This window comes from Actinoplanes sp. NPDC000266, from assembly GCF_042899005.1.
Lineage (GTDB): Bacteria > Actinomycetota > Actinomycetes > Mycobacteriales > Micromonosporaceae > Actinoplanes.
This window is the reverse complement of the sequence record NZ_JBIAZI010000007.1, coordinates 307,531-333,353: the sequence shown is the minus strand read 5'-3', so window position 1 is coordinate 333,353 and position 25,823 is coordinate 307,531. Positions and strand designations below refer to the sequence as shown.

24 protein-coding genes, 1 pseudogene and 1 riboswitch are annotated in these 25,823 nt (G+C 70.9%); of the genes and pseudogenes, 8 read left to right on the top strand and 17 right to left on the bottom strand.

Annotated features, from left to right (window positions below; translation table 11 throughout):
* Nucleotides 1–28: 28 nt before the first annotated feature.
* The 6 genes from ACFY36_RS29025 to dxs all read right to left on the bottom strand — a co-directional run bounded on the left by ACFY36_RS29025 (nucleotide 29) and on the right by dxs (nucleotide 7,980).
* Complete coding sequence (locus ACFY36_RS29025) at nucleotides 29–1,270, bottom strand: sensor histidine kinase (protein ID WP_499749066.1); 1,242 nt, start codon at nucleotides 1,268–1,270, stop codon at nucleotides 29–31.
* On the bottom strand, nucleotides 1,267–1,941 hold the full coding sequence (locus tag ACFY36_RS29020) for a response regulator transcription factor (RefSeq protein WP_499749065.1): 675 nt from the start codon (nucleotides 1,939–1,941) through the stop codon (nucleotides 1,267–1,269). The genes ACFY36_RS29025 and ACFY36_RS29020 overlap by 4 nt, the downstream gene beginning before the upstream one ends.
* Before the next feature lie 67 nt (nucleotides 1,942–2,008).
* Nucleotides 2,009–3,274, bottom strand: a complete 1,266-nt coding sequence (locus tag ACFY36_RS29015; RefSeq protein WP_499749064.1) for an outer membrane protein assembly factor BamB family protein — start codon at nucleotides 3,272–3,274, stop codon at nucleotides 2,009–2,011.
* Nucleotides 3,275–3,313: 39 nt separating this feature from the next.
* Nucleotides 3,314–4,681, bottom strand: a complete 1,368-nt coding sequence (locus tag ACFY36_RS29010; RefSeq protein WP_499749063.1) for an outer membrane protein assembly factor BamB family protein — start codon at nucleotides 4,679–4,681, stop codon at nucleotides 3,314–3,316.
* Between the two features lie 3 nt (nucleotides 4,682–4,684).
* Nucleotides 4,685–5,992: an outer membrane protein assembly factor BamB family protein gene (locus ACFY36_RS29005; RefSeq protein ID WP_499749062.1), complete on the bottom strand. Its 1,308-nt coding sequence runs from the start codon at nucleotides 5,990–5,992 to the stop codon at nucleotides 4,685–4,687.
* Between the two features lie 71 nt (nucleotides 5,993–6,063).
* Entirely contained in the window at nucleotides 6,064–7,980 is a 1,917-nt protein-coding gene (gene dxs / locus ACFY36_RS29000) for a 1-deoxy-D-xylulose-5-phosphate synthase (protein WP_499749061.1), read from the bottom strand.
* A gap of 101 nt (nucleotides 7,981–8,081) precedes the next feature.
* A riboswitch (ZMP/ZTP riboswitch) is annotated at nucleotides 8,082–8,165 on the top strand.
* A 16-nt stretch (nucleotides 8,166–8,181) separates the two neighbouring features.
* Between dxs and ACFY36_RS28995 the strand changes: the two genes are divergently transcribed.
* On the top strand, nucleotides 8,182–9,042 hold the full coding sequence (locus ACFY36_RS28995; protein WP_499749060.1) for a bifunctional 5,10-methylenetetrahydrofolate dehydrogenase/5,10-methenyltetrahydrofolate cyclohydrolase: 861 nt from the start codon (nucleotides 8,182–8,184) through the stop codon (nucleotides 9,040–9,042).
* Nucleotides 9,043–9,242: 200 nt separating this feature from the next.
* On the opposite strand, the pseudogene ACFY36_RS28990 reads toward ACFY36_RS28995, so the two are convergent.
* The 4 genes and pseudogenes from ACFY36_RS28990 to ACFY36_RS28975 form a co-directional block, all read right to left on the bottom strand.
* A pseudogene (locus tag ACFY36_RS28990) lies at nucleotides 9,243–10,333 on the bottom strand (transposase).
* Nucleotides 10,334–10,780: 447 nt separating this feature from the next.
* A complete protein-coding gene (locus ACFY36_RS28985) occupies nucleotides 10,781–11,791 on the bottom strand; it encodes an NADP-dependent oxidoreductase (protein ID WP_499749059.1) in 1,011 nt (336 codons plus the stop codon).
* 50 nt (nucleotides 11,792–11,841) lie between these two features.
* Complete coding sequence (locus tag ACFY36_RS28980; protein ID WP_499749058.1) at nucleotides 11,842–13,167, bottom strand: class I SAM-dependent RNA methyltransferase; 1,326 nt, start codon at nucleotides 13,165–13,167, stop codon at nucleotides 11,842–11,844.
* Entirely contained in the window at nucleotides 13,157–15,229 is a 2,073-nt protein-coding gene (locus tag ACFY36_RS28975; RefSeq protein WP_499749057.1) for an APC family permease, read from the bottom strand. The genes ACFY36_RS28980 and ACFY36_RS28975 overlap by 11 nt, the downstream gene beginning before the upstream one ends.
* Nucleotides 15,230–15,243: 14 nt before the next feature.
* Here ACFY36_RS28975 and ACFY36_RS28970 point away from each other — a divergent pair, with 14 nt between their 5' ends.
* Nucleotides 15,244–15,909 (top strand): potassium channel family protein, encoded by a 666-nt coding sequence (locus tag ACFY36_RS28970; protein WP_499749056.1) that lies wholly within the window; start codon nucleotides 15,244–15,246, stop codon nucleotides 15,907–15,909.
* Nucleotides 15,906–16,583 carry a potassium channel family protein gene (locus ACFY36_RS28965; protein WP_499749322.1) on the top strand — a complete coding sequence of 226 codons (678 nt, stop codon included), beginning with the start codon at nucleotides 15,906–15,908 and terminating at the stop codon, nucleotides 16,581–16,583. The genes ACFY36_RS28970 and ACFY36_RS28965 overlap by 4 nt, the downstream gene beginning before the upstream one ends.
* Here the strand turns inward: ACFY36_RS28965 and ACFY36_RS28960 are convergent.
* From ACFY36_RS28960 to dut, 4 genes are read right to left on the bottom strand one after another with little or no spacing between them, the layout of a single operon-like run.
* The gene (locus ACFY36_RS28960) at nucleotides 16,567–17,325 is read right to left on the bottom strand and encodes a DUF3159 domain-containing protein (RefSeq protein ID WP_499749055.1); all 759 of its coding nucleotides are present in this window, start codon (nucleotides 17,323–17,325) and stop codon (nucleotides 16,567–16,569) included. The two genes, ACFY36_RS28965 and ACFY36_RS28960, sit on opposite strands and share 17 nt — an antisense overlap.
* A complete protein-coding gene (locus ACFY36_RS28955; RefSeq protein WP_498691511.1) occupies nucleotides 17,322–17,702 on the bottom strand; it encodes an OB-fold nucleic acid binding domain-containing protein in 381 nt (126 codons plus the stop codon). Before ACFY36_RS28955 ends, ACFY36_RS28960 begins: the two co-directional genes overlap by 4 nt.
* Before the next feature lie 40 nt (nucleotides 17,703–17,742).
* A complete protein-coding gene (locus ACFY36_RS28950) occupies nucleotides 17,743–18,420 on the bottom strand; it encodes a DUF3710 domain-containing protein (RefSeq protein WP_499749054.1) in 678 nt (225 codons plus the stop codon).
* Nucleotides 18,407–18,889, bottom strand: coding sequence for a dUTP diphosphatase (gene dut, locus ACFY36_RS28945; protein ID WP_499749053.1), 483 nt, complete (start codon nucleotides 18,887–18,889; stop codon nucleotides 18,407–18,409). Before dut ends, ACFY36_RS28950 begins: the two co-directional genes overlap by 14 nt.
* A gap of 95 nt (nucleotides 18,890–18,984) precedes the next feature.
* On the opposite strand from dut, the gene ACFY36_RS28940 reads away from it, so the two are divergent.
* A complete protein-coding gene (locus tag ACFY36_RS28940) occupies nucleotides 18,985–19,470 on the top strand; it encodes a DUF3093 domain-containing protein (protein ID WP_499749052.1) in 486 nt (161 codons plus the stop codon).
* On the opposite strand, the gene ACFY36_RS28935 is transcribed toward ACFY36_RS28940, so the two are convergent.
* On the bottom strand, nucleotides 19,467–20,282 hold the full coding sequence (locus tag ACFY36_RS28935; RefSeq protein ID WP_499749051.1) for a hypothetical protein: 816 nt from the start codon (nucleotides 20,280–20,282) through the stop codon (nucleotides 19,467–19,469). The genes ACFY36_RS28940 and ACFY36_RS28935 overlap by 4 nt on opposite strands.
* A gap of 138 nt (nucleotides 20,283–20,420) precedes the next feature.
* Nucleotides 20,421–20,717 carry a DUF4193 domain-containing protein gene (locus tag ACFY36_RS28930; RefSeq protein WP_097322121.1) on the bottom strand — a complete coding sequence of 99 codons (297 nt, stop codon included), beginning with the start codon at nucleotides 20,715–20,717 and terminating at the stop codon, nucleotides 20,421–20,423.
* A 351-nt stretch (nucleotides 20,718–21,068) separates the two neighbouring features.
* Here ACFY36_RS28930 and ACFY36_RS28925 point away from each other — a divergent pair, with 351 nt between their 5' ends.
* Entirely contained in the window at nucleotides 21,069–21,605 is a 537-nt protein-coding gene (locus ACFY36_RS28925) for a LytR C-terminal domain-containing protein (protein ID WP_499749050.1), read from the top strand.
* Here the strand turns inward: ACFY36_RS28925 and ACFY36_RS28920 are convergent.
* Nucleotides 21,602–22,417: an inositol monophosphatase family protein gene (locus ACFY36_RS28920; RefSeq protein ID WP_499749049.1), complete on the bottom strand. Its 816-nt coding sequence runs from the start codon at nucleotides 22,415–22,417 to the stop codon at nucleotides 21,602–21,604. The genes ACFY36_RS28925 and ACFY36_RS28920 overlap by 4 nt on opposite strands.
* Nucleotides 22,418–22,634: 217 nt before the next feature.
* Here ACFY36_RS28920 and ACFY36_RS28915 point away from each other — a divergent pair, with 217 nt between their 5' ends.
* The 3 genes from ACFY36_RS28915 to ACFY36_RS28905 all read left to right on the top strand — a co-directional run bounded on the left by ACFY36_RS28915 (nucleotide 22,635) and on the right by ACFY36_RS28905 (nucleotide 25,802).
* On the top strand, nucleotides 22,635–24,230 hold the full coding sequence (locus ACFY36_RS28915; protein ID WP_499749321.1) for an RNA polymerase sigma factor: 1,596 nt from the start codon (nucleotides 22,635–22,637) through the stop codon (nucleotides 24,228–24,230).
* 242 nt (nucleotides 24,231–24,472) lie between these two features.
* On the top strand, nucleotides 24,473–24,712 hold the full coding sequence (locus ACFY36_RS28910) for a DUF7455 domain-containing protein (RefSeq protein ID WP_364659508.1): 240 nt from the start codon (nucleotides 24,473–24,475) through the stop codon (nucleotides 24,710–24,712).
* Nucleotides 24,713–25,490: 778 nt separating this feature from the next.
* Nucleotides 25,491–25,802 carry a pentapeptide repeat-containing protein gene (locus ACFY36_RS28905; protein WP_499749048.1) on the top strand — a complete coding sequence of 104 codons (312 nt, stop codon included), beginning with the start codon at nucleotides 25,491–25,493 and terminating at the stop codon, nucleotides 25,800–25,802.
* Nucleotides 25,803–25,823: the final 21 nt, after the last annotated feature.

Sequence of the window (25,823 nt, the reverse complement as noted above, 5' to 3'; positions counted from 1 at the left end):
CTGGGGCTCTACTGCGACGGGGCGACCTCTACTGCGATGGGGCGACGCCCAGCCCTTTGGCGCGCTTCACCGTGGCTGTGGCAGCCACGACCGGGGTCGCGTCGGCGGTTGGCAGCTTCACCGTGACTTCCAGGCCGCCGCCCTCCTGGGCCACCGCCGACACCGTTCCCCCGTGGGCGTCGCACACCGCTCGGACGATCGACAACCCCAGGCCCGAGCCGCGGCTGCCCGTTCTCTCCCAGCCTCCCCGGCGGAACGGCTCGAACAAGCCCGGCACGTCGGCCGGCTCCACCTCGTAGCCCGTGTTGCCCACCACCAGCACCGCCTGGCCGTCGACCGTTGACGTTCGCAGCCACAGGCTGCCCAGCAGGTGGTTGTAGCGGATCGCGTTCTCGATCAGGTTGCCGGCCAGGCGGTCCAGCAGGGACGGGTCGCCCACCACCGAGGCCGGCTGCAGGTCCGTCGTCACCTGGAGTTTCAGGCGTTCCGCCTCCGCCCGCACCGCCGACAGCGCATTTGTCACGCTCATCGCCAGGTCGGCCGGGACCTTCCGGACCAGGCGGCGGCCCGACTGCGCTTCCGAGCGGGCCAGCACCAACAACGCGTCGACCAGGCCGTTCGCTCTCTCCGACGCGTTGCGGACCACCTTTGCCATGCGCCTGTACTCGGCCACGTCGGCCTCGTCGTCGCTCAACGTCACGTCGATCTCGGTCCGCATGACCGCCAATGGTGTTCGCAGCTCGTGGGACGCGTTCGCCACGAAGCGTTTCTGCGACTCGAACGCCCCGGCCAGACGGTCGAGCATCGCGTCGAACGTGCGGGCCAGCTCGGCCACCTCGTCGTCCGCCCCTGAGTAGCGGATGCGCTGGTCGAGCGTCTCCTCGCCGAGACGCCGGGCCGTCTGGGTCACCGCGTGCAGGGGCCTCAGCGCCCGGCCCGCCACCGCGTAGGCCCCGGCCGTGCCGATGATGCCGATCGCCAGCAGCGCGACCAGGCCCTTGACCAGCACCTCCTGCGAGGCCTGGGAGACCAGCGTGCTCTGCCACTCGACCGCGTCGCGGGTCTCGCCGTTCTCCAGGACCACCGTCGTGCCCGGGCGCAGGCCCTCGCCGGAGCTCATCACGTCGCTGACCAGCAGCCACGCCAGCAGGACGAGGATGGCGCCCGCGCCGACCAGCAGGATGCCGTTGAGCAGCGTCAGCCGGAGGCGGAGGGTGGGGCGCAGGCTCAGCCGCAGGCCGCGGTGGGCGCTGCCGGAGTAGACCGTCATGAGAGGACGACCGGTTCCGGCACCCGGTAGCCGGCCCCGACCACGGTCTCGATCAGCGGTGGGTCGCCGACCTTTTTGCGCAGGGTCATCACCGTCACCCGTACCGTCGTGGTGAAGGGGTCGGTGTTGGCGTCCCAGACCCGTTCGAGCAGCTCCTCGCTCGACACCACGCCCCCTCGGGCCTTGAGCAGCTCTTCCAGGACGCCGAACTCCTTGTTGGTCAGGTCGATCGGGGCGCCGCCGCGGGTGACCACCCGGCGGGTCTGATCGAGCACGAGGTTGCCCACCGTCAGCACGGGCGGCGCGGCCGGGGTGGCCCGCCGGCCCAGGGCCTGGACGCGGGCGACCAGCTCGTCGAAGGCGAACGGCTTGGGCAGGTAGTCGTCGGCGCCCAGTTGCAGGCCCTCGACCCGGTCGGCCACCGTGCCGCTCGCGGTCAGCATCAGCACCCGGGTCAGCGCGCCCGACTCGACCAGCGCCGCGCAGATCTCGTCGCCGTGCATGCCGGGCAGGTCGCGGTCGAGGACCACGACGTCGTACCTGGTCACGTAGGCCATTTCATGACCTTGGAGGCCGTCGTACGCCACGTCGACCGCCATGCCCTTGCGGCGCAGCCCCCGGGCGATCGCGTCACAGAGGTTCCGCTCGTCCTCAACCACCAGCACACGCACCGCAGACCTCCGTCGACAACCGGGTACAGCCTCGTCGACCGGGTGTGAAGAGGCCGTAAGTGAAAGGCTACCGAAGGGGCCAGACACCGACCGAGGCGTCGACCAGGCGGCAGATCAGCACGCCGGCGGCGGCCCGGCAGTTGCCGGAGACGCCCGAGGCCGCCCCGGTGACACGGATCGCCTTGCCGGCCGGGTCGAGCAGGCCGTAGTAGAGGACGTACGCGCCCCGGACGTCGATCTTTCCGTAGATCAGGCCGCCGCCGGCCCGGCCGAGGCTCTCCCAGCGGCCGAAGTCGCCGACGGGCCGGCCGGTGGCCGGGTCGAGCAGCCACACCGCGGGCTCGTCGATGCGGCGGTCGAGGCGGGTGGCGGCCAGATAGGGGCCGGCCGGTTCGGCGTACGCCCAGAGCTCGGACGACCACAGCGCCCGGCCGGTCTGCCGGTCGAGCGCCACCATGCCCGTCTGCTGGCGGAACGTGCAGATCAGGGCGCCGCAGTCGGCCTGCATCCAGCTCTGCGACAGGTCGGCCGTGGTCCGCCAGCGGAAGGTCAGGTCGGGCAGGTGATAGGCGCTGAACCCGTCGCGGGTGTCGACGGTGATGAGATCGCCGACCGGCCAGACATATCCGGATCGCAAAGGCAGAGTTCGGCCGGCGACGAGCTTTCCGGTGTACGCGTCACGGGTCTCCAGTCGTCCGTTGGCCGACTGGACCACGAGCCAGCGCGGATAGCTCGCGCCGGGGCCGGTCTCGGTGATCACGCCGTTCGGCGGCCGGATCACCGACCAGCGCACGATGCCCGTGTCCGCGTCCACCGCGATCGAGGCGTCCTCGGCGGCCAGCAGCACCTGGCCGTCCGCGGCCCCGACCAGCCGGGCCGGCCGCCGCCACAGCGTGTCGTCGGTGCCGGCCGCGACCGCCACGACGGCCCAGCGCCCGCTCGCGTCGAGCTGATAGGACGCCACGACCGTGTCGCCCACGCGCAGGACCTGGTCGATCGATCCCGACACGGTCACGACCGTGCCGTCGACCGGGTGGAGACCGGGCAGCTCGTACGTGTCGATAGTGCGCAGCCGTACACCCGTCCCGACCACGGTCGAGCCGCTCACCACGAACATCTGATCGCCGGAGACGTACACCGAGTCGCCGAGGCCGGCCGGGATGACGATGGGTGCGTCCGGGCGCGGCACCGGCCCGGCCGCGGCCAGCAGGCCGAGCAGCGCGAGCGACAGCAGACCGAGCAGTGTCCGGAGCGGCAGCGGCGGATCGGGCGGCGCGACGGGCGGCGAGGCGTCGTGGGGCGTCTCGCCGAGGTCGATCACGACGTTGGTCATGCCGCCTCCCCGGCCTCCCCCAGTGTGCGCCCCGGGCGGTCAGCCGCGGTATGCCCAAATGCGCAGGCTCTCGTCCGTGCGGCAGGCCACGTGCCCCGTACCGGAGACGCAGTCGCTGATCGGCGCGCCGGTCACGCCGAGCGGCTGCACCGCGTCCCGTTCCGGGTCGACCACGCCTAACGCGCTCGCGCCCCGTTCGAGGCCGCGCCGGAGCAGGACCGGCCCGTCCGCCGGGCCGTCCACCACGGCCCGCCAGCCGGCGAGGTCGACGCGCGCGGTCCCGGTCGGCGGGTCGACGAGGCGTACGGGAACATTGGTGTTGCTCTGCTGCTCCAGCACGTAACCGCCCCGCCGGATGAGGTCGTGGTTCGGCTCCACCCGCCAGGCCGGACGGCCGGTGGCCGGGTCGAGCGCCTCCAGCCCGGTCTCGCTGATCGAGCAGATGACCCCGGCGCAGAAGGACTGCTGGACCAGGATCTCGGGGACGTCGCGGCCCCAGAGGCGGGCCAGGGTGCCGGTCGAATAGGCCGCCTCGTGCGTGATGTAGCCGTTGGCGTTGTAGTAGTAGAGCATCATCACGCCGCCGACCGACTCCCCGCTCGCCGGCGCGCGCCCGTCCACCTTGGCCGGCGCCGCCTGGCGGAGCACCTGGCCGGTCCTCCCGTCGACGCGCTTCAGCCCGCCCGACGAGAGCAGCAGCACGGTCGGCGCGTCGCCGGAGGAGGGGTCGAGAATGACCGAGCCGGGCACGCTCAGCGTCCACACGGCTGCTCCCGTGTAGAGGTCGACGCCGCGGATGTCGGTGCGCGTCGGCGGCTCCACGTGCGGCTCGCCGTCGGCCGTGAAGAAGAGCTGGCCCGGCTCGCCCGCCTCCTGGTCGTAGACGGTGCCGGCCCGGAAGCGCGGCTCCTCGATCACCCCGAGGCGGCCACCGGCCATCAGGCTGACCGGCGCTGAGGTGGACCATCGGGCCTGGCCGCTGTGCCGGTCGAGCACGGTGGTCATCGGCCCGTCGGAGACCAGCACCACGTCGCCGGCCGGACGGACGGACGAGCCGCCGTATCCGATCTTCTCCGGATCGGCCCCGGGCAGCTCGTAGCGGGTGCTCCACTCCTTCCGGGGCGGCTCGCTCAGGCTCCACGAGGTCACCTCGCGCCCGGCGCCGGCCTCACCGACGGTGTACGCGCGATCGCCGGCCAGCCGGAACAGCGAGCCCGGGCCCGACCCGGCCGGCACCGACCCCAGGTAGCGCCACAGGGTGGGCATGGCCGGGGCCGCGCCGCCGCCGGCCAGCACGAGCACGGCCGCGAGGATCAGGCCGGGGATCCGGTAGAGGTGGGCGGGCGGCGGCGAGCTGGGCACGGGCTCATCGGGCTGGGCGGTCAGGTCCAGCTCGATCAGCGCCAAGGCTCAACCCTTCAGGCCGTACGCCCAGACGACGAGCTGGCCGTACATCGTGCGGCAGACCAGCCGGCCCGGCGCCGACTGGCAGTCGCCGGTGCCCGTGGGCAGGTCGGTCAGCAGCCGCGGCCGGCGCTCGCCCGGCCGGGCGACGGCGACCATCGTACGGCTTCCCGGTTCCAGCGATCGCGTCACCAGCAGGTGGTCGTGAAGGCCGCTGCCGGTGACCGGGCGCCAGCCGGTGAGGTCGGCCTCCAGCCGTCCGGTGTCCGGGTCGATCAGGCCGAGTGCCGAGGTGTGCTCCGGTGAGCCGTACGCGACGTACATCGCCCCGAACCGTTGGAGGCCGCGCCATCCCGCCTGCTGCCAGCGCGCGTCACCGGTCCGCGGGTCGATCGCCCGCATCCCCTCCGGTCCGCTCAGGCAGGCCAGAACACCGCATTCCTGGATGTCGTACGCCCCCTCGGCCGGCATGGTCCACACGTTGCGCAGCGTCTCCGGGTCGTACGCGGAGATCTCCATGCCGGGGTTGCCGGGGTGCCGCAGCAGGATCAGGCCACCGACCACGGCCGGGTTGGCCGGGTCGTAGTCGGCCGGCGGCACCTCGCGGCGGACCAACTGCTCGCCGGTGACGAGGTCACGGACCTCCATCGTCCGGTCGTCGTGCACGAGCAGCATCCGGGTTCCCGAGTCGCCGGGGCCGGGCAGGCCGGTGAGCACGGCGCTGGCCGGCACGGGGACGGTCCACCGGGTCTGCCCGGTCATCGGGTCGACCGCCTGGATCGGGCCCTCGACGCGCCGGCCGGCCCCGGACTGGCTGCGGCGCGGGGTGACGGCGAGCAGGGTCGGCGAACCGGCCACGGTGACCACCTGGCCGGCCCGGGTCCACCGCGAGACCCCGTCGCCGACCGAGACGGCGGTCGTTCCCGGGTCGCTCATGCCGGCGTTCCAGGGCCGCATGAGCACGAGCCCGCCACCCAGGCGCAGACGATAGGCCGGCGTGGACTGGCCGGCCTCCCACAGGGTCCGGCCGGTCTCCAGGTCGTACGAGCTGAGAAGCCCGAACGTCTGCGCGAGCAGCTGGCCGCCGTCGGTCATCGCGTAGGCGTCGGCGGGCCCGATCTGCACGCTGAAGATCTCCCGGATCGGAGACTTCGCGGGCTGCGCCGACGCGGTCGCGGTGAACAGGACGAGCACGGCCAGAACAGCCGCCGGGAACCAGCCGGGAAAGGCCGAGCGGCTGGGTGAGCCGTACGTCTCGGGCTCGCCCCGATCAAGACCGAGGTCGATGATCACCGTGTTGCTCGCGACGCTCATCCTTCAAAGGTAACGAGCAGATAACGGTGTCGCCTCGGTCAGAATCCTTTCCGCGGCTTTTCAGCGTTTAATCAGGCTTGCGCGTGCTCCGTGTCCGCCTCGAGCCGGGACACCCAGCCGATGACCTCGCGGGCGATGTCCTGAGCGGTCAGGCCGAGCGACGTGAGGATCTCGGCCCGGGTGCCGTGCGGGTGCCAGCCGGCCGGGACGCCGAAGTCGCGCAGCGGCACCTCGACGTCGGCGTCGCGCAGCGAGGCGGCCACCGCGTCGCCGACACCGCCGGCCCGGATGCCGTCCTCGATCGTGACCACGCGGCGGTGCTGCGCGGCCAGGCCGGCCAGCTCGATCGGCACCGGGCGCACCCAGCGCGGGTCGACCACGGTCACCCCGTAGCCCTGCTCGGCCAGCCGGGCCGCCACGTCCATGCCCAGCGCGGCGAACGAGCCGACCGCCACCAGCAGCACGTCCTTGCGCTCGTCCTCGCGCAGCACGTCGACCTGGCCGACGCGGCGCACGGCCGGCAGGTCGGCGGTGACCGAGCCGGTCGGGAAGCGCACGATCGTCGGGCCGTCGTCGACCGCGACCGCCTCGCGCAGCTCCTCGCGCAGCGTGGCGGCGTCGCGCGGCGCGGCGATCCGCATGCCGGGCACCGCGCCGAAGACGCTCATGTCCCAGATGCCGTAGTGGCTCGGCCCGTCCGGCCCGGTGATGCCGGCCCGGTCGAGCACGAAGGTCACCGGCAGCTCGTGCATCGCGACGTCGAGCAGCACCTGGTCGAACGCGCGGTTGAGGAAGGTGGCGTAGACGGCGACCACCGGGTGCAGGCCGCCCATGGCAAGACCGGCGGCCGAGGTGGCCGCGTGCTGCTCGGCGATGCCCACGTCGTAGACCCGGTCGGGGTGCTTGCGGGCCAGGTCGGCGATGCCGGTCGGCTCGCCCATAGCGGCGGTGATGCCGACGACGTCCAGCCGCTCGTCGGCGATCTTGATGAGCTCCTCGGAGAAGACGTGCGTCCACTTCACCGACGGCTTGGCGGTCAGCGCGCCCGTCTGCGGATCGAACGCGCCCGGGCTGTGCAGGCAGTCGGCCTCGTCCTGCTCGGCCGGGCGATATCCGTAGCCCTTGCGGGTGACCGCGTGCACGATGACCGGGGCGTCGAAGCCCTTGGCCCGGCGCAGCGCCGACTCCATGGCGACCATGTCGTGACCGTCGACCGGCCCGATGTATTTGATGCCGAGGTCCTCGAACATCGGCTGCGGGCTGACCGCGTCCTTGATGCCCCGCTTGACCGCGTGCAGCACCTCGTAGACCGGCTTGCCGACCACAGGGGTGTTGCCCAGCGCGTCCTTGACCAGGTCGAGCACCCGCTCGTAGCCCGGGTTGAGCCGCAGCGTGCTCAGGTGGTCGGCCAGGCCGCCGATGGTCGGCGCGTACGACCGCCCGTTGTCGTTGACGACGATGACCAGCCGGTTCTTCGCGGTGGCGATGTTGTTGAGCGCCTCCCAGCACATGCCACCGGTCAGCGCGCCGTCACCGACGACGGCGACCACGTGACGGTCCTCGCCGCGCAGGGCGAAAGCCTTGGAGAGGCCGTCGGCGTACGACAGCGCGGTCGAGGCATGCGAGTTCTCCACCAGGTCGTGCTCGCTCTCGGCCCGGCTCGGATAACCCGAGAGACCACCCCGCTGCCGCAGCATGTCGAAGCCGTCCTGCCGGCCGGTCACGATCTTGTGGACGTACGCCTGATGACCGGTGTCGAACAGCACGCGATCACGGGGTGAGTCGAACACCCGGTGCAGCGCCAGTGTGGTCTCGACCACACCGAGGCTGGGACCGAGGTGACCGCCGGTCCGCGACACCTTGGCCACCATGAAGTCCCGGATCTCCGCCGCCAGCAGGGTCAGCTGCTCGGGGTTGAGGCGCTTGAGGTCACCGGGTGAGGTGACGCCGGCCAGAAGACCATCGGAGGCGGGGAGGGATTCGCTCATGGGGGCAAAGTCTATCGGCGTGGCGCACTGGCGCATCCGCCAAGAGGTTTCGATGCGGTGTCCTACACACAACCGTCACAAACTTTCCTCTGGCATGCTTGTCGTACGAACGCGACTGGCGGCACGGAGGATGGGTCAACCATCGGGGAGCTCGTCACGGGGGGTCGACCGCCTGGGCACCCGTGCATGCGGAGTTCAGCCATGCCTTCAGCCCGTCTCCTGCCCGGCGCCCCCGTGGCCGAGGCCGTCCTGGCCGACGTCGCCGACCGCGTGACCCGCCTGCGGGCCCGGGGCGTCACCCCGAGCCTCGCCACCATCCTCGTGGGCGACGACGACGCCAGCGCCGGATACATCCGCATCAAGCAGCGCCAGGCGGCCGACCTGGGCTTCGAGTCCCCGCACGAGCACCTGCCGGCGGACGCGACCCAGAAGGACCTGGAGTCGGTGATCGCCGGCTTCAACGACGACCCGGCAGTGCACGGCGTCCTGATCCAATACCCGATCCCGGCTCACCTCGACTACGACGCGGCCCTGCAGACCCTCGACCCCGACATGGACGTCGACGGCATGCACCCGCTGAACATGGGCCGCCTGGCCCTGGGCATGCCCGGGCCACTCCCCTGCACCCCCGCGGGCATCGAGGCGCTGCTGGCCCACTACGAGATCCCGGTGGCGGGCCGAGAGGTGGTCATCCTGGGCCGGGGAGCCACACTGGGCCGCCCGCTGGCGATGTTGCTGGCCCAGAAGCGCCCGACAGCGAACGCGGCGGTGACGGTGGTGCACACGGGCGTGAAGGACTGGGCCCGCTACACCCAGCGAGCCGAGATCCTGATCGCCGCCGCCGGCGTCCCCGGAATCATCCAGCCGGAACACGTCCGCCCGGGGGCAACGGTGATCGGCGCGGGAGTCCGTTACGAGGGCCGCCGTCTGCTCCCCGACGTGGACGAGTCGTGCGCGGAGGTGGCGGGAGCGATCACACCGCGAGTGGGCGGGGTGGGACCGACCACTGTGGCGATGTTGTTCCGCAATGCGGTGCAGGCGGCGGAGCGCGCTACTTCCTGAGGTGTTTGGGGTGCCCCGAGCTGCGGAGAGGCCGCCTTCCCACGGGAGCGCAGCGCGGGGCCACGCCCGGTTCACCGACTCACGCAGGCCGGGCCGGCGCGCCACGGGTGCCCGGCTCGCCACGGCGCAAGGCGCCTCCTCCGGTCGCGCCCGTTGGGGTGGTGTATGACTCGGCCATCGCTGATCCGTGTGAGTTGATGTTAGGCGGCGATCTCGGCGGTCTGCTCGGGTTCGGTGTCTTGGCTGGTCTTGACTGGTGTGAGGCGGGCTTTGCGGATCAGGTCCAGGCCCATGTAGCGGCGTCCTTCGACCCATTCGTCGGTCTGTTCGGCGAGCACGGCGCCGACCAGGCGGATGATCGCGGCCCGGTTCGGGAAGATGCCGACGACATCGGTGCGGCGGCGGATGGGATTGTTCGACCAGATCTGGCGCCAGAGTTCACGCGGGAACGCGGTGAAGGCGAGCAGGTCGGCGCGGGCGTCGTCGAGGTGTTCGGCGGCGTCGCTGAACTTTTCGCCGATCATCTCGAGGACCCGGGCGTATTGGGCTTCGACCGCTTCGGTGTCGGGTTGGTCGAAGACCGTGCGGACCAGGGTGGCGACCCATGGCTGCGCGGACTTGGGAACTTTGGCGAGCAGGTTGCGCAGGTAGTGGGCGCGGCAACGCTGCCAGGACGCGCCGGGCAGGGCCGCCCCGATCGCGTTGACCAGCCCGGCGTGGGCGCCCGACCGCGACCAGGCCATGGACGTTGATGATGCGACCGTGTTCGCGAACCTTGAGGACCAGGGCGTCGAGCCAGACGAACACATAGGGTCCGGCGTCCAGGGGCCGGTTGCGGAACGCTTCGACCTGGGCGTCCAAATGCCGGGCCATCTCCGAGACCTGCGACTTGGACAGCGACTTGATGCCGAGCTGCTCGACCAGCTTCTCCACCCGCCGGGTCGAGACGCCGAGCAGATACGACGTCGCGACCACGCTGACGAGGGCTTGTTCGGCGCGGCGGCGGTGCTGCAACAGCCAGTCCGGAAAGTAAGAGCCGTGCCGCAGTTTCGCCGATCGCCAGCTCGACGGTGCCGGCCCGGGTGTCCCAGTCGCGCTGCCGGTAGCCGTTCCGCGAGTTCGTGCGCTCGTCGCTGTGTTCGCCGTACTCAGCACCGCAGACCGCGTCGACCTCGGCCGACATCAGCGTCTCGGCGAAGGTTTGGACCATCGCCCGCAGTAGATCAGGGCTCGCCGATTCAAGATGCTCGCGCAACAGACTGGCGACGTTCAGACTCGGTTCTGCGGCCATCGCGGGTTCTCCTTCTTGATCTAGACAATCCGAAGGATCTGCGATGGCCGCTTCTGTCTGCTGGGAACGACCAGGTGATACACCACTTCGTGGACGCAACCCCTCCTCCCCTTGGGCGTCCCGACCCAGAAATAGACAGATCCCCTCTTGATGAATGACAATTATTAGCTTTCGCGGGCAGCCGGCGGGATAATTAGTCATGCGATTCCAACAGCGTGAAACATTCTCCCGGGAACAGATCAACGCCGCGCGTGACCTCATCCTCTCGTCCGATAACGATGCCTTCCGGCGCGAACACGAGCGTCGCCGCGGCGGAGCTTCGAACCCTGAAGCGCGAGGCGCACCGCCTGATCACTGAGGACGGGCCGGGCCCAGCCACGTGGTCCTGGTCAGCCGCGGCGGCCTCCGGATGCACGGAGGAGGCCCCGCGGCAATGACAAGCTGTCGCTAAAGGCGCACTACCATTTTGCCGGTGTTCGCGCCGCGCAGCAAGCCCAGGAAAGCGCCCGGCGCTGCCTCGATTCCGCCCTCGACGATTGTTTCCTGCCACGTGATTTTGCCTTCGCGTAGCCAGGTGGCCATGTCGGTGGCGAAATCGGGCATGCGCGCGCCGTGATTGGTGACGATGTAGCCGCGCAAATTCAGTTCCTTGCCGATTGCCAAAGCCAGGTTGCGCGGGGCGGCGGGGGGCTCCGTGTCGTTGTAGTGGGCGATCGCCCCGCACAGGGCGACCCGGCCGTACTTGTTCAGTGAACCGATGGCGGCCTCCAAATGGTCGCCGCCCACGTTGTCGAAGTACACGTCGATGCCGTCGGGGGCCGCCTCGCGCAGCTGCTTGCGGACGGGGGCGTCCCGGTAGTTGAAGGCCGCGTCGAAGCCCAGGTCCTCCGTCAGGTGGGTGACCTTCGCGGCGGAGCCGGCGCTGCCGATGACCCGCTTGGCTCCGCGGAGCTTGGCGATCTGGCCGGCGATGCTGCCCACCGCTCCTGCCGCGCCCGAGACGAAGACCGTGTCGCCCTCCTTGAACTGGGCGATGTCCAGGAGGCCCACATATGCCGTCAGGCCCGTCATGCCGAGCACGCCCAGGTAGGCCGACACCGGGGCCGCCGCCGGGTCGACCACGCGCACCTTCGAGGCGTCCAGCGCCGCGTACTCGCGCCAGCCCAGACCGTGCAGGACCGTGGCGCCGACCGGCACCGTGGATGACGCCGAGGCCACCACCTCGCCGACGGCCGAGCCATCCAAGGGCTCGCCGACCTGGAACGGCGGGGTGTACGACTTCACGTCGTTCATCCGGCCCCTCATGTACGGGTCCACCGACATGAACAGGTTCCGCACCACCACCTGACCGTCCGCCGGCGCGCCCACCGTCACCTCCGCGACCTCGAACGTGTCGTCGGCCGGCCAGCCCTGCGGGCGGGCGGCGAGCCGGATCTCACGGCTGGTGAACGTGCTCATGCGAAGCTCCTCGGGAAGTCACCGGGCGGGATGGTTACCACACGGTAACTTCAGGGCGTCAGCAGCGCCACGCACTCGATGTGCTGGGTCATCGGGAAGCAGTCGAAAGCCCGCAGTGCGGCCAGCTCCCAGCCGAGCGAGCGGAACGTCGCGATGTCCCGGGCCAGCGAGGCCGGATCGCAGGCCACGTAGGCCACGGCCCGGGGGCGGGCGGCGGCGATCGCCTTCACCACCTTGGCGCCGGCGCCGGCCCGTGGTGGGTCGAGCACCACCAGGTCGACCGGGCCGGTGACGCGGCGGCGGCTCAGGGCGTGGTCCACCCGGGCCTCGACGACCTCGGCGCCGGGCAGGCCGGCCAGGTTGGCGCGGGCCGCGGCGACGCCGGTCGGTGCGGCTTCGACGACCGTGGTGCGGGCCTTCGTCCGGGTGGCCAGCGCGGCCGCGAACAGGCCGGCCCCGCCGTAGAGGTCCCAGGACACCTCACCCTCGGCCGGTTGCAGCATCTCGAGGACCGTGCCGACCAGCGTGTCGGCGGCCCGCGGATGGACCTGCCAGAAGCCCTGGGGCGGGATCGACCACGTGCGGCCGGCCGCGACCTCGGTGACCTCGGCCGGGCCGCGCAGGCGGGTGCGGACACCGGCCGGCGCCTCGGTGGGGTCGTCGGTGGGCGCGCTGCCGCGGCGGGCCAGGACGGCCACGTCGCCGCCGGTGGTGGCCACCGCCTCCAGGGCGTCGGCGTCCGGCCAGTCGAGCTGGAGCAGGTCCAGCTCCTGGATGGCGGGGTGGGCGATCCGGCAGCGGTCGATCGGCACGACCTCGTGCGACCGGTGTTTGAGCAGGCCGGGGCGGCCCAGGGCGTCGACGGCGTAGCGCACCCGGCTGCGCCAGCCCAGAAGGTCTGAGGTCTCGCCCGACAGGGCGTGACCGGCGCGCTCGGACGCCGCGGCAGATTCCTCGGCGAAGCGGGGGTCCCCGCTTGCGGTGGGGAGCGCCTCGACGCGTACCGGATGATCGATGCCCGCCAACCGCGAAAGCTGTTCGCGCACTACGGCCGTCTTCCAGCTCAGCTGGGCGTCGCCCGAAGCGTGCTGGAGGTCGCAGCCACCGCAACCACCGGGGTGGGCGAAGGGGCACGGCGGCGTGACCCGGTCGGGCGAAGCCACGTGGATCTCGACGGCGTCGGCCCGCAGGAAGCCCTTGTGCAGCTCCGTGATCTCCGCCGTGACCTGCTCGCCGGGCAGGGCGTGGCGGACGAAGACGACGCGGCCGTGCGGGCCGCCGAGACGGGCGACGCAGTGGCCTCCGTGCGCGGGGGCGCCCACCGTGAGCTCCACCCGGTCGCCCTGAACAAGCTCCTGGACGGGATCACTGCTCATCGTTCGCCTCCGCCGAGGAAGCGCCCCGGGTACGGGGACCCCGGGCCGGAGCGCGGACCAGGCCGCGGTCCATCCGGTCGAGGTCGCGGTCCTGACTCGACTGGAGCTGCCACGGGACGCTGGTGACCATCACGCCCGGCTCGAACAGCAGCCGGCCCTTGATGCGCAGGGCGCTCTGGTTGTGCAACAGGTTCTCCCACCAGCGGCCGACCACATATTCGGGGACGAAGACGGTGACCACGTCGCGCGGCGAGCCGCGCCGGATGCCCTTGACGAAATCGATGATGGGGCGGGTGATTTCGCGGTACGGCGAGTCGACCACCGTGAGCGGCACAGGAATCTGGCGCCGCTCCCACTCCTCCTGGATGTGCCGGGTGTCCTTGTCGTCGACGTTGACCGTGACCGCGGTCAGCGAGTCGGGCCGGGTCGCCTGCGCGTAGGCGACCGCCCGCAATGTCGGCATGTGGACCTTGCTGACCAGCACGACCGCGTGGTTGCGGGACGGCAGCACCGGCCGCTCGTCGGTCGGCTCGAGCTCGCGGGAGACCCGGGTGTAGTGCTTGCGGATGGCCAGCATGAGCGCGTAGATGACGATCATGGCGGCGATCGCGATCCACGCGCCGAGCAGGAACTTCGTGACCAGCACGATGATCAGGACGGCGCCGGTGAGACACATGCCGAACGCGTTGATGGCCCGGGAGCGGATCATCCGCCGGCGTTTCTCGGGATCGCGCTGGGTGCGCAGCAGGCGGTTCCAGTGCCGGATCATGCCGCCCTGCGACAGCGTGAACGACACGAAGACGCCCACGATGTAGAGCTGGATGAGCCGGGTGACCTCGGCCTGGAACGCCGCCACCAGCACCATCGCCGCGATGGCGAGGAAGACGATGCCGTTGGAGAAGGCCAGCCGGTCGCCGCGGGTGTGGAACTGCCGGGGCAGATAGCGGTCCTGGGCCAGGATCGAGCCGAGCACCGGGAAGCCGTTGAAGGCGGTGTTCGCGGCCAGGAAGAGGATCAGGGCGGTGACCGCGCCGACCACGTAGAGCAGGAAGCCGTTGCCGAAGACCGTCTCGGCGAGCTGGGTGGTGACCGTCTTCTGCACGTAGCCGTCGGGGGCCGCGATGATCTGCAGGGCCGGGTCCTCGACGTACTGGAGGTTGGTGGCCCGGGCCAGCAGCACGATGCCGACGAGCATGACGATCGCGATGCCGCCGAGCAGCATCAGGGTGGTCGCCGCGTTCTTGCTCTTGGGCGGCTTGAAGGCGGGCACGCCGTTGGAGATCGCCTCGACACCGGTCAGGGCCGCGCAGCCCGAGGAGAACGTCCGTAACAGCAGATAGGCGAACCCGAAGCTGGTGAGGTGATCCTCCTCGGCCGCGATGGTCAGGCCGGCGCTCGGGGCCTGCAGGTCCTGGCCCAGCACGAAGACCCGGAACAGCCCGGTGAGGATCATCCCGACGATCACGATGATGAAGAGATAGGTGGGTACGGCGAAAGCCGTGCCCGACTCTCGAAGGCCACGCAGATTGAGCGCGGTCAGGATGGCGATCGCGCCGATGGCGCAGGCGACCTTGTGCTCGGCCACGAAGGGCACCACCGAGCCGAGGTTGCTCACGCCGGAGGCGGTCGACACGGCCACGGTGAGGATGTAGTCGACGAGCAGGGCGCTGCCCACGCCCAGGCCGGCGCGGGGGCCGAGGTTGACCGTGGCCACCTCGTAGTCGCCGCCACCGGACGGATAGGCGTAGACGTTCTGCCGGTAGCTGGCGACCACCGTGACCATCACGACCGCGACGGCGAGCGTGATCCACGGGGAGATGTAGAAGGCGCCGGCGCCGGCGATCGAGAGGGTGAGCAGGATTTCGTCGGGGGCGTAGGCCACGCTCGACAGCGCGTCGCTGGCGAAGACGGGCAGAGCGATCCGCTTGGGCAGCAGCGTGTGCTGCAGCTTGTCGGAGCGGAACGGCCTGCCCAACAGCAGCCGCTTGGCGAGAGAGGTCGTACTTGCCACGAGTGCCAAGCGTACGTACCCCGCCCCGCCCGCCGCCTCGGGGAGGCGCATGCGACCCTCATCGGATGCACGTGGTCATCATGGGATGTGGGCGGCTCGGGTCGACGCTCGCCCAGAACCTCGAAGCCCGCGGCCATTCGGTGGCGGTGATCGACCAGAACTCCGACGCGTTCCGCCGCCTCGGTGCCGACTTCGGCGGCGTCACGGTGACCGGCATCGGCTTCGACCGCGACGTGATGCGCGAGGCCGGCATCGAGCGGGCCGACGCCTTCGCCGCGGTCTCCAGCGGCGACAACTCCAACATCATCTCGGCCCGGCTGGCCCGCGAGACGTTCGGCGTGACCCGCGTGGTCGCCCGCATCTACGACGCCCGGCGGGCCCAGGTGTACGAGCGGCTCGGCATCCCGACGGTGGCCACGATCCGCTGGGCCGCCGACCGGATGATGCGCCACCTGGTGCCCGAGGGCACGGTCGAGGTGTTCCGCGACCCGACCAGCGTCGTCTCGATCGTCGAGGCGCCCCTGCACCGCGACTGGGTGGGCCGCACGCTGCGCTCGCTGGAGGACCGCACCGGGGCCCGGGTGGCCTATCTGATGCGCTTCGGCATGGGCACGCTGGGCACCGCCTCCACCGTGATCCAGGACGGCGACCAGGTGTTCATGCTTGTCACCGACGAGACCGTGGCCACGGTGCTGGACATCGCCTCCGGAGCCGACAAGGAAGGGCACTGACCATGCGGATCGCCATCGCGGGGGCCGGCAACGTCGGCCGGTCGATCGCCCAGGAGCTGATCGGCAACGGCCACCGGGTCATGCTGATCGAGCGGCAGCCCCGCCAGCTGCGCCCGGAGCGGGTGCCCGAGGCCGACTGGGTGCTGGCCGACGCGTGCGAGCTGAGCAGCCTCGAGGAGGCCGACGTGGCCTCCTGCGACGTGGTGGTGGCGGCGACCGGCGACGACAAGGCCAACCTGGTCGTGTCGCTGCTGGCCAAGACCGAGTTCGCGGTGCCGCGGGTGGTGGCCCGGGTCAACCGGGCCGAGAACGAGTGGCTCTTCAACGAGCAGTGGGGCGTGGACGTCGCCGTCAGCAAGCCGCGACTGATGGCCGCTCTGGTCGAGGAGGCGGTCACGGTCGGAGATCTCGTACGTCTGATGACCTTTCGCCAGGGCGAGGCCAACCTGGTCGAGATCACCCTGCCGCGCGACGCGCCGTACGAGGGCCAGCCGGTCCGGTCGGTGCCGCTGCCCCGCGACTCGGCCCTGGTGGCGATCCTGCGCGGCAAGCGGGTCATGGTGCCGACCGGCGACGACCCGCTCGAGGCCGGCGACGAGCTGATCTTCGTCTGCACCACCGAGGTGGAGGAGCAGATCCGCGCGGTCGTGCTGGGTGCTAGCTCGGCTGAGTAGTCCGCGACGTCACGCGGTGGATGGCCCAGGCCGAGAAGGCGAACGTGGCCGCGTAGATCGGCCAGCTGATCAGGATGCGGACGATACCCAGGGCGTTGGCCTCGCCCTGGGCCCACAGGTAGTACTGGATGCCGGCCCGGACGCAGAGCGACACCACCCAGACCAGGGTGAGCCACTGAAACGTCCGGAAGAGCTGCTGGTTGCCGAACCAGTTCTGCTGGCCCTTGTTGGCCATGATGCCCCAGGCGTACCCGATGAGCGGCTTGCGCACGACCACCGAGAGCAGCAGCACCGCGGCCTGCCCGAAGGTGAGCAGGATGCCGGGCAGGTAGAAGTTCTCCGCCTTGCCCGTGCGATAGGCCAGGAAGGCGCCGATCGCGATGCCGAACAGTCCGTTCACCGCATGGCGCACGGGCTCTTTCCGGATCAGCCGGTACGCCCCGATGCCCACCGCCGCGAAAACGGCGCCGGCGATCGCCCAGTAGAGCGCGGTGCGCTTCTCGAGACCCACGACGGCGTCGCCGAGGACCACGTTGAGGATCACGAAGGCGAAGACCGGCAGGCTCGACTCGACCAGGCCGCGCACACCGCCGAGCTGCTCGGCGATCTGCTCGCTCATCGACGGAAGAGGCTCGTCCTCCGGCTCTTTGACCGGGTGGAGGTCGAGTTCCTCGACGACCTCCTCGGCGAGCCGCTCCTCCACGGTTTCGTGCGCGGCGTGACGCGGCTCGCTGCCAGTCACCGGGGCGCCTCCAGCTCGTAGTACGGGTTGTAGATCACCTTGCGGTCGTCGCGGATCGCGATGCGCCCGCGCGCGGTGAGCTGACGGCCGGGCTCGATGCCCGCGATGGAGCGCCGTCCCAGGAACACCAGCGTAACCACGTCGCTGCCGTCCCAGAGGTCGGCCTCGAGCGTGGGCAGGTTGGTGCGGGGAGTGTACGCCACCGTACGCAACCGGCCGTTCACCGAGACGACCTGACCCCGGGTGCACTGACCGGCCGGCATGGCGCCGCACTTGGCCACCTCGCGCTGGAGGTCCCGCGCGTCGAGTTCCGAGTCGGTCGCCGTCAGCCGGTCGAAGAACTTGCGCAGGCCCGTGCGCTCGTCCGTACTACTCATGAGTTACACCGTACGCCCTTGGTGATCCCGGTCACGAGCCCTACTGCGGCTGGTGACCGTTCGCCTGAGCCTGCTCCGCCTCGGCGGCGGCCTGATCGGTCATCTCCTTGGGCAGGCGCAGCGGCAGCGCCTCGCGCACCGGGCGGGCCTCGGCGTCGCGGACGACCACCAGGCCGGTCAGCACCTCGCCGAGCCGGCCCTCGCGGGACGGGTCGGCCGCGGCCGCGCCCTGGTAGAGCGCCCGGACCATCCAGCGCGGGCCGTCCACGCCGACGAACCGGACGTCGGCCGGGCCCTCCGGCGTGTTGACCCGGGCCGCCAGCTCGGTGCCGTACGGGCCGTTGATCTCGCGCGGGGAGACGCCGTCGGAGGCCATCGCCTGGCGGATCTCCTCGCGGACCTCGTCCCAGATGCCCTCGCTGCGGGGAGCGGCGAACACGCCCAGCTGGAGCGCGCTCTCGCCGTCGACCAGCACGATCTGCTCGACCGCCCCGTCCGGGTTGGCCTGCACCCGCACCTCGACGCCGTCGACGGCCGGGATCAGCAGGCTGCCCAGGTCGAGACGCTGCACATCGTCGGGAGCGAACTTCTGGTCCCAGGGGCCGCGCTCGGGCGCCACCGGCTCGTCGTCCGCGGCGAGGCTCTGGGCGAGCGCCTCCGAGGGCGGCGCGTCGGTCGCACGCACGTGCTTGGGGCCGCCGCGCTTACGGGAGAACATCACTGCCACCTTCCGTTTTCAAACCTGAGTGCCCACCGGTCGAGCCGTGCCCGCCGGCACCGCGTGCGGTGTCGTCGAGCTCGTCGACCTCGTGGAACGCGGCTCGCTCGACCCGCTGGACGACCAGCTGGGCGATGCGGTCGCCGCGAGAGATCTTGACCGGCGTGTGCCGGTCGTGGTTGACCAGGATCACCAGAACTTCACCGCGGTAGCCGGCGTCGACCGTACCGGGCGCGTTCAGGACCGTGACACCGAGGCGCGCGGCCAGGCCCGAGCGGGGATGGACCAGGCCCACGTAGCCGTCCGGGATGGCCACCGCGATGCCCGTGCGGACCGCCTGCCGCGCCCCCGGGGCGAGCTCGGCGTCCTCGGCGGCGACCAGGTCGGCCCCGGCGTCGCCGGGGTGCGCGTAGGCCGGCAGCGGCAGATCGGGGTCGATCCGGCGGATCCGGATGACTACATCGGTCAAGACAGAGGTTCCTCACTCGTGCGGCGGCGGGCAAGCGGGACCCACCCTGCCATCCTGCCGTGCCCGGTCGCGGAGGCGCGCCGTACCCTTCCAGGGTGACACCGGAGTCTCCCGCGCGCACCACCGCACCCACCAGTCACCGAGAGCGACTCTCGCTCCGGTGGTGGATGTGGCCCGTCGGCCTGCTGGTCGTGGTGATCCTCGGCGTGGAGCTGACCATCGGCTTCCCCACCCTGCCGATCTGGGTGCCGTTCGCGGTGCTGACCCCGGCCACCCTCGCCGTCATGGCCTGGATCGGGCGGATCAAGGTCGAGGTCACCGGCGGCGAGCTGCGGGTGGACGACGCCCGGCTGCCGGTGCGGTTCATCGCCGACGTGGTCGCGCTCGACATGGAGGGCAAGCGCGAGGCGCTGGGCGTGGGCGCCCACCCGCTCGCTTTTGTGATCCAGCGGCCGTGGATCGGCCCGGCCGTGCAGGTGCTGCTCGACGACCCGGACGACCCGACGCCGTACTGGGTGATCAGCACCCGGCGTCCCGTCGAGCTGGCCACGGCGCTGCTGGCGGCTCGCGACGCCTCCTAGGCCGCGTCGATCACCTTCCGGCTTCTCTTCTGAAGATCCTTCTGTACGTGCTCGCCCAGGTTCTTGGTCGCGCGGCGGTTCAGATATCCCGCCACGGCCGCTCCGGTGAGGAACGGGCCGAACATGGTCAGGTGCCGCCCGAAGCGCTTGAGCAGGCTCTGCTGCAGGTCCCGGCGGGCGGCCGTGCCGAGCACGGTGGCCACGCCGACGCCGGGCACCAGCGGGTTCACGCCACGCTGGTCGGTCCACGCCTGCACGAGTGACACGGCCTTCTGCCCGAACGTGCCGGGCACCGGCTGCCCGTAGATCTCGTGCAGCTCGCCGATCAGTTTCATCTCGATCGCCACCACGGCGACCGTCTCGGCCGCCAGCAGCACCGGCGCCGAGAGCAGGGTCGGCGCGGCGACCCACTCCACCGCGGCCACGCCGCCGCCGGCCGCGCCCACGCTGGCCGTGGTGCGCTGGGCGTTGCGGATCAGGCGATCGGCCAGATCGTCGTCGCTCAGCCCCGCGAAATGCCGCCGCAGGGTCGCCTGGTCGCGCACGGGAACGTGCGGGGCGACGTCGGCCACCACGTCCGCCATCCAGCGGATCGCGGCCTTGGGCCGGAAGACCTGGCCCAGTCCACGCCGCCGCACGTCGCCGACGAGCCTGCCGAGGAGTTGCCTCCGCCCCTCGGGCTCCAGATCGTCGGCGGTCAGTGCGGCGACAGTCTTGCTCAACTCGACATCGGCGGCCGTCTGCGCCGGCGTCTCCACGGGATCGTTCGCCACGTCCTTCGCCACGTCCGGTACGGACTGCTCGGAGCTCATCGTCGTCCTCCCGTCATCGGCCGAGGCTGCTGATGTCATCGTGATGCCCGGTGTCGACCCCCCGCCAAACCGGGCAACGGCCTCAATCCCGACCGCTTTCGCACGGCCGGGTGTGACGCGCTGCGCGCGCGTGCCTGGTCAGGCACACTCGCGGCAGATCAGTTCCCCGTTGCGCTCCGTCGCCAGCTGGCTGCGGTGATGCACGAGGAAGCAGCGGGCACAGCGGAACTCGTCGGTCTGCATCGGCAGCACCTTGACGGTGAGCTCCTCGTCGGCAAGGTCGGCGCCGGGAAGCTCGAAGCTCTCCGCCACCTCGACCTCGTCGACGTCCACTGCGCCCGACTGCGAGTCGGCGCGGCGGGACTTCAGCTCCTCGAGGCTGTCCTCGCCGAGGTCGACCTCATCGCGACGCGGGGCGTCGTAGTCGGTGGCCATCGGTTTTCACTCTCCTGTATCGATGTGTCACTTGGCGTTAGTAACGTCAAGGACGTTGTTTCGGTTCCCGGTTCCGCCGGACGATTTCTGACACTGCCCCCAACACTTGAATCTGCCCCGGCGAGCGCGGAACCCTACCGCTACTGCGGCAAAGTTGTACGCGCATGGGCACGCCATTGTTCCCGATGTGACCGAGGCGACATCAAGGTAGGGGTACAAGCGTCTCGATCATCGTCGGCGCGCCGGAAGTATTCCCTGTTTCCGCACGGCTGGCGGGCAGACGCTAACCTTCCGACAGGTCCCGCTCCTACCCCGGCGGGCGTCACACCCCGGATCCCTGGAGCCAGCCCCATGAGTTTTGCGCGCGTACGAGCGCTCGTCGTCGTCGGCGTGCTCGCCGTGGCCGCGGTCGTCTTCGTCATCGTGGCGCTCGTCAAGGACTCCCAGGGGGGAGCCACGAGCGGGGCCGGCTGCCCTGAGGGGGCGCCGATGGTCGACACCCGGCTGCCCGACGACCCGGCCGAGGTCACCGTCAAGGTTTTCAACGGCACGAACACCACGGGCCTGGCCGACAGCGTGACCAGCGAGTTCAAGAACAGGCGCTTCACGGTCCAGAAACCGGCCGAGAGCAAGACCAAGTTCAAGGGCGTGGCCGAGATCCGGTTCGGCCCGGACACCGTCGGCAAGGCGCAGCTGCTCCGGGCTTACTTCCTCGCCCAGTCGAAGATGTCGTACAACGCCAAGCGCAAGGGCGCCGTCATCGACATCGTGATCGGCAACGAGTTCCGCCAGCTCGCCACCACCACCGAGGTCAACCAGTCCCTGGTCGAGGTGGGCGAGCCGACGGTGCCGCCGGGCGGCTGCCTCAAGAAGTCCGAGGACTCCTAGGCTCCTCCGGCCGCGTCCAGCCTCACCAGCAGGTCGTGGAGATCGTTGAAGATCGCCGGCGGGGCGGCCACGACCATGTCGGCACCCGCGGGCGCCCCGCGCAGGCCGGCCACGATCGCGCCGGCCTCCCGGGCGATCAGGCCGCCCGCGGCGTGGTCCCACGGGTTGAGGCCCTTCTCGTAGTACGCGTCGAGCGTGCCCTCGGCGACCGCGCACAGGTCGAGGGCCGCCGCGCCGAACCGCCGGATGTCACGCACCTGGGTGATCAACCCGGCCAGCACCTGACCCTGATGGGCCCGGCGCCGGGCGTCGTAGCCGAAGCCGGTGCCGACCAGTGACTGGCTCAGCTCGGCCGGTCCCGTAACTTTCAGGCGTCGATCGCCCCGGAAGGCGCCGCCGCCCCGGGTGGCCGTCCACTCGTCGCCGGTGGCCGCGTTGATCACGATTCCGGCAACAATCTCGCCCTCGGCCTCGGCCGCGAGGGAGACCGCGTACTGCGGCAGCCCGTACAGATAGTTCACGGTGCCGTCGATCGGGTCGAGGATCCACCGGACGGCGCCCTCGCCGGCCGCGTCGCCGTACTCCTCGCCGAGCACCCCGTCACCCGGCCGCAACTCGCGCAAAGCGTCGATGACCTGGCGTTCCACCGCCTTGTCGGCCGCCGTGACCACGTCCGTGGCCGTGCTCTTGGTCTCCACGTCGAAGATCGCCTCGGCCCGGAGCCGCCGCGCCGTGGCGGCCGCGTCACGGGCCAGTCCCACCGCGATCTCCAGCAGAACGCCCGGTGTCGATGCCGACCGAAACTCGCTCACGTTTTCGCCCTTTCCGCCGATACCATTCTCGCGCCGGGTGTCTCCGGCGAGGTCGGCGGCCCCTGGCGGCGTGCTGCAACGGGAGGATCTCGCAGGACGGCGCTACAATTCACGCCTACCCACCGCTTCGCGGACACCAAGACCATCGAGGTGCCGCGTCCCGGGGGTCCCCACACCAACACCGGCCAGCCTCCTCGCCGTGCGCTGTGCTGGGCTCATGGCCGTGCTCAACCTCATCGCCTCCGGAAGGTCTTTCGTGACAGAAGCCCACCAGAACGGTGCCGACGTTCGTTCTCTCACCGAGGCCCTGATCGCTCATGCCCAGGGCGCGGGCGGGCAAATCACGTCGGCCGAGGTCGCGCGAACGCTCGAGTCCGCCGGGGTGAATCCGGCTCAGGCCAAGAAGATTCTTCGCGGTCTCGTCGACGCCGCCGTCACCGTCGTCGTCGACGGTTCGGCCAGCACCCGCCGCAAGGTCGCCGCGGCTCGCGCCGCGACCCCCGCCTCCAAGGCCACCACGGCCAAGGCCGCGCCCGCCCGCAAGGCGCCGGCCCCGGCCCCGAAGCAGGCGGCGGCCGCCGCCGGTGGGGCCGACCCGGCCGCCGGCGCGCCCGCCAAGAAGGCCGCGGCGGCCAAGAAGGCGGCCCCCGGCAAGAAGGCCGCCCCCGCCAAGGCCGGCGCGCCGGCTGCTCCCGGCGAGGGCCCCGCCGAGGGCGAGATCGATCCCGAGGAGCTCGCCGCCGAGATCGAGGACGTCGTCGTCGAGGAGCCGGCCGCCATGGTCGCGGCCGCCGCGTCCGACGCCGCCAGCTCGGCCACCGACGGCGACTTCGAGTGGGACGACGAGGAGTCCGAGGCGCTCAAGCAGGCGCGCCGCGACGCCGAGCTCACCGCGTCGGCCGACTCGGTCCGTGCCTACCTCAAGCAGATCGGCAAGGTCCCGCTGCTCAACGCCGAGCAGGAGGTCGAGCTGGCCAAGCGCATCGAGGCCGGCCTCTACGCCGCCGAGCGCCTGCGCGCCTGCGACGAGGGCGAGGAGAAGCTCGAGCGCAACATGGAGCGCGACCTGCGCTGGATCGGCCGCGACGGCGAGCGCGCCAAGAACCACCTGCTCGAGGCGAACCTCCGGCTCGTGGTCTCGCTGGCCAAGCGCTACACCGGCCGTGGCATGGCCTTCCTCGACCTGATCCAGGAAGGCAACCTGGGCCTGATCCGCGCGGTCGAGAAGTTCGACTACACCAAGGGCTACAAGTTCTCCACGTACGCCACCTGGTGGATCCGCCAGGCCATCACCCGCGCCATGGCCGACCAGGCCCGCACCATCCGCATCCCGGTGCACATGGTCGAGGTCATCAACAAGCTCGGCCGCATTCAGCGCGAGCTGCTCCAGGACCTGGGCCGCGAGCCCACCCCGGAGGAGCTGGCCAAGGAAATGGACATCACGCCGGAAAAGGTGCTGGAGATCCAGCAGTACGCCCGTGAGCCCATCTCGCTGGACCAGACGATCGGCGACGAGGGCGACAGCCAGCTCGGCGACTTCATCGAGGACTCCGAGGCGGTCGTCGCGGTCGACGCGGTCTCCTTCTCGCTGCTCCAGGACCAGCTCCAGCAGGTCCTGCAGACGCTCTCGGAGCGCGAGGCGGGCGTCGTACGGCTGCGCTTCGGCCTGACCGACGGCCAGCCCCGCACGCTGGACGAGATCGGCCAGGTGTACGGCGTCACCCGTGAGCGAATTCGTCAGATCGAGTCGAAGACGATGTCGAAATTGCGACACCCGTCCCGCTCGCAAGTCCTCCGGGACTACCTGGACTAAGGGCACTAAGTCAACAGCGCGTGCCCGAATGGTCACCACCCGTACATCAACGGGTGGTGATCAGACCGTTGTGTCGAAGTGATCGTTGACGTGGCACCCTTGGATCACGGCACACTTAGCCCAGCACGTGTGACCTCGGTCCCCCCGGGGCACAGTGGGAAGGCCGCAACGGTGCAGGGTGTTGCACGATGTGAGCAGTAGCCGAGGAACGTGTTCATCGGTTCGATCAGAGGAGGAAGGCGATGACCCCGACTCTCACGCCGCCGGCGGATAGTTTGGCCGGCACCGCAGCCGATGAACGGTGCGACCGCTGCAATGCAGCCGGAAAGCTCCGTTTGACATTGGCGGGTGGCAGTGAGCTGGTGTTCTGCGGACACCACGCCAACCGGTACGCCGAAGACCTGGTGAAGATCGCAGTGCAGTACGCGGCCGATCCGGAATTCACGTGGCGCGGCGCCCACATGATGTCTAACTCCAACTAAAAGAGCCGATCCCCCCGAACGGACTCTAAAGGGGCGCCCACGGTGTGGGGCGCCCCTTCTCATGCCCAGCGCTCACCACAGCGCCTCCTGCTAGGCACACAGCCCAGCCTCAGCACGGCCTGCGCATTGCAGCCCACGCTCGGCACGGCTTGCACATGGCACGGCCCCGGGCTCGGCATGACCTGCGCACGGCACGACCCGGGCTCGGCACGGCTCGGCACGGGTCCGGCACGGCACAGGTTCGGCACCGCCTGCGCACGGCTCGGCACGGGTTCCGCACGGCACAGGTTCGGCGCGGCCTGTGCACGGTTCGGCACGGGTTCCGCACGGCACAGCCGGGGCTCGGCGTGACCTGCGCACGGCAAAGCCGAGGCTCGTCACGGTCCGCGCGCCGCGCAGCCGAGGCTTGGCACGCTCCACGCGCGGCACGGCTGGGTTCGGCACGGTCCGCGCTCGGCGCTGCGCAGCTCAGCACGCTCCGCGCACGGCACGGCCCGGGCTCGGCATGACCTGCGCACGGCACAGCTCAGGCTCGCCACGGTCCGCGCGCCGCGCAGCCGAGGCTTGGCACGCTCCACGCTCCACGCGCGGCACGCGGCGGGGTTCGGCACGGTCCGCGCTTGGTGCTGCGCAGCTCAGCACGCTCCGCACACGGCACAGCCCGCCGCGCGCCAGGTGCTGCGCCCCTCCGCGGCGGCCCGGGCCCAGCAGACGGCGCCCGACGAAGCCCGGGCACTCAGCGCGGACCGCGCTCTAGATACCGCGCCAATCCCGCCCCGTGCTCGGGCTCAGCGGGCGTCGCTCGAGGCGGCCCACGCTTTCAGCGCAGCCCCCGCCCTCCGCACCGGCTGAGCCCTCCTCGCCGGAGCGCTCAACGCCGGAGCCTCAACGCCAGAGCCATCAGCGCTGGGCCCTCGATGCTGGTCCCCACCATTGGAGACCCCAACGCCGGAGCGCTCAACGCTGGGCCCTCAGCACGGGAGCCCTCAGCGCGGGAACCCTGAACACGGGAACCCTGAACACGGGAACCCTCAGCGCGGGAGCGCTCAACGCAGGAGCGCTCAACGCAGGAGCGCTCAACGCTGGCTGACCTTGGTGACGCGCGGTTTCC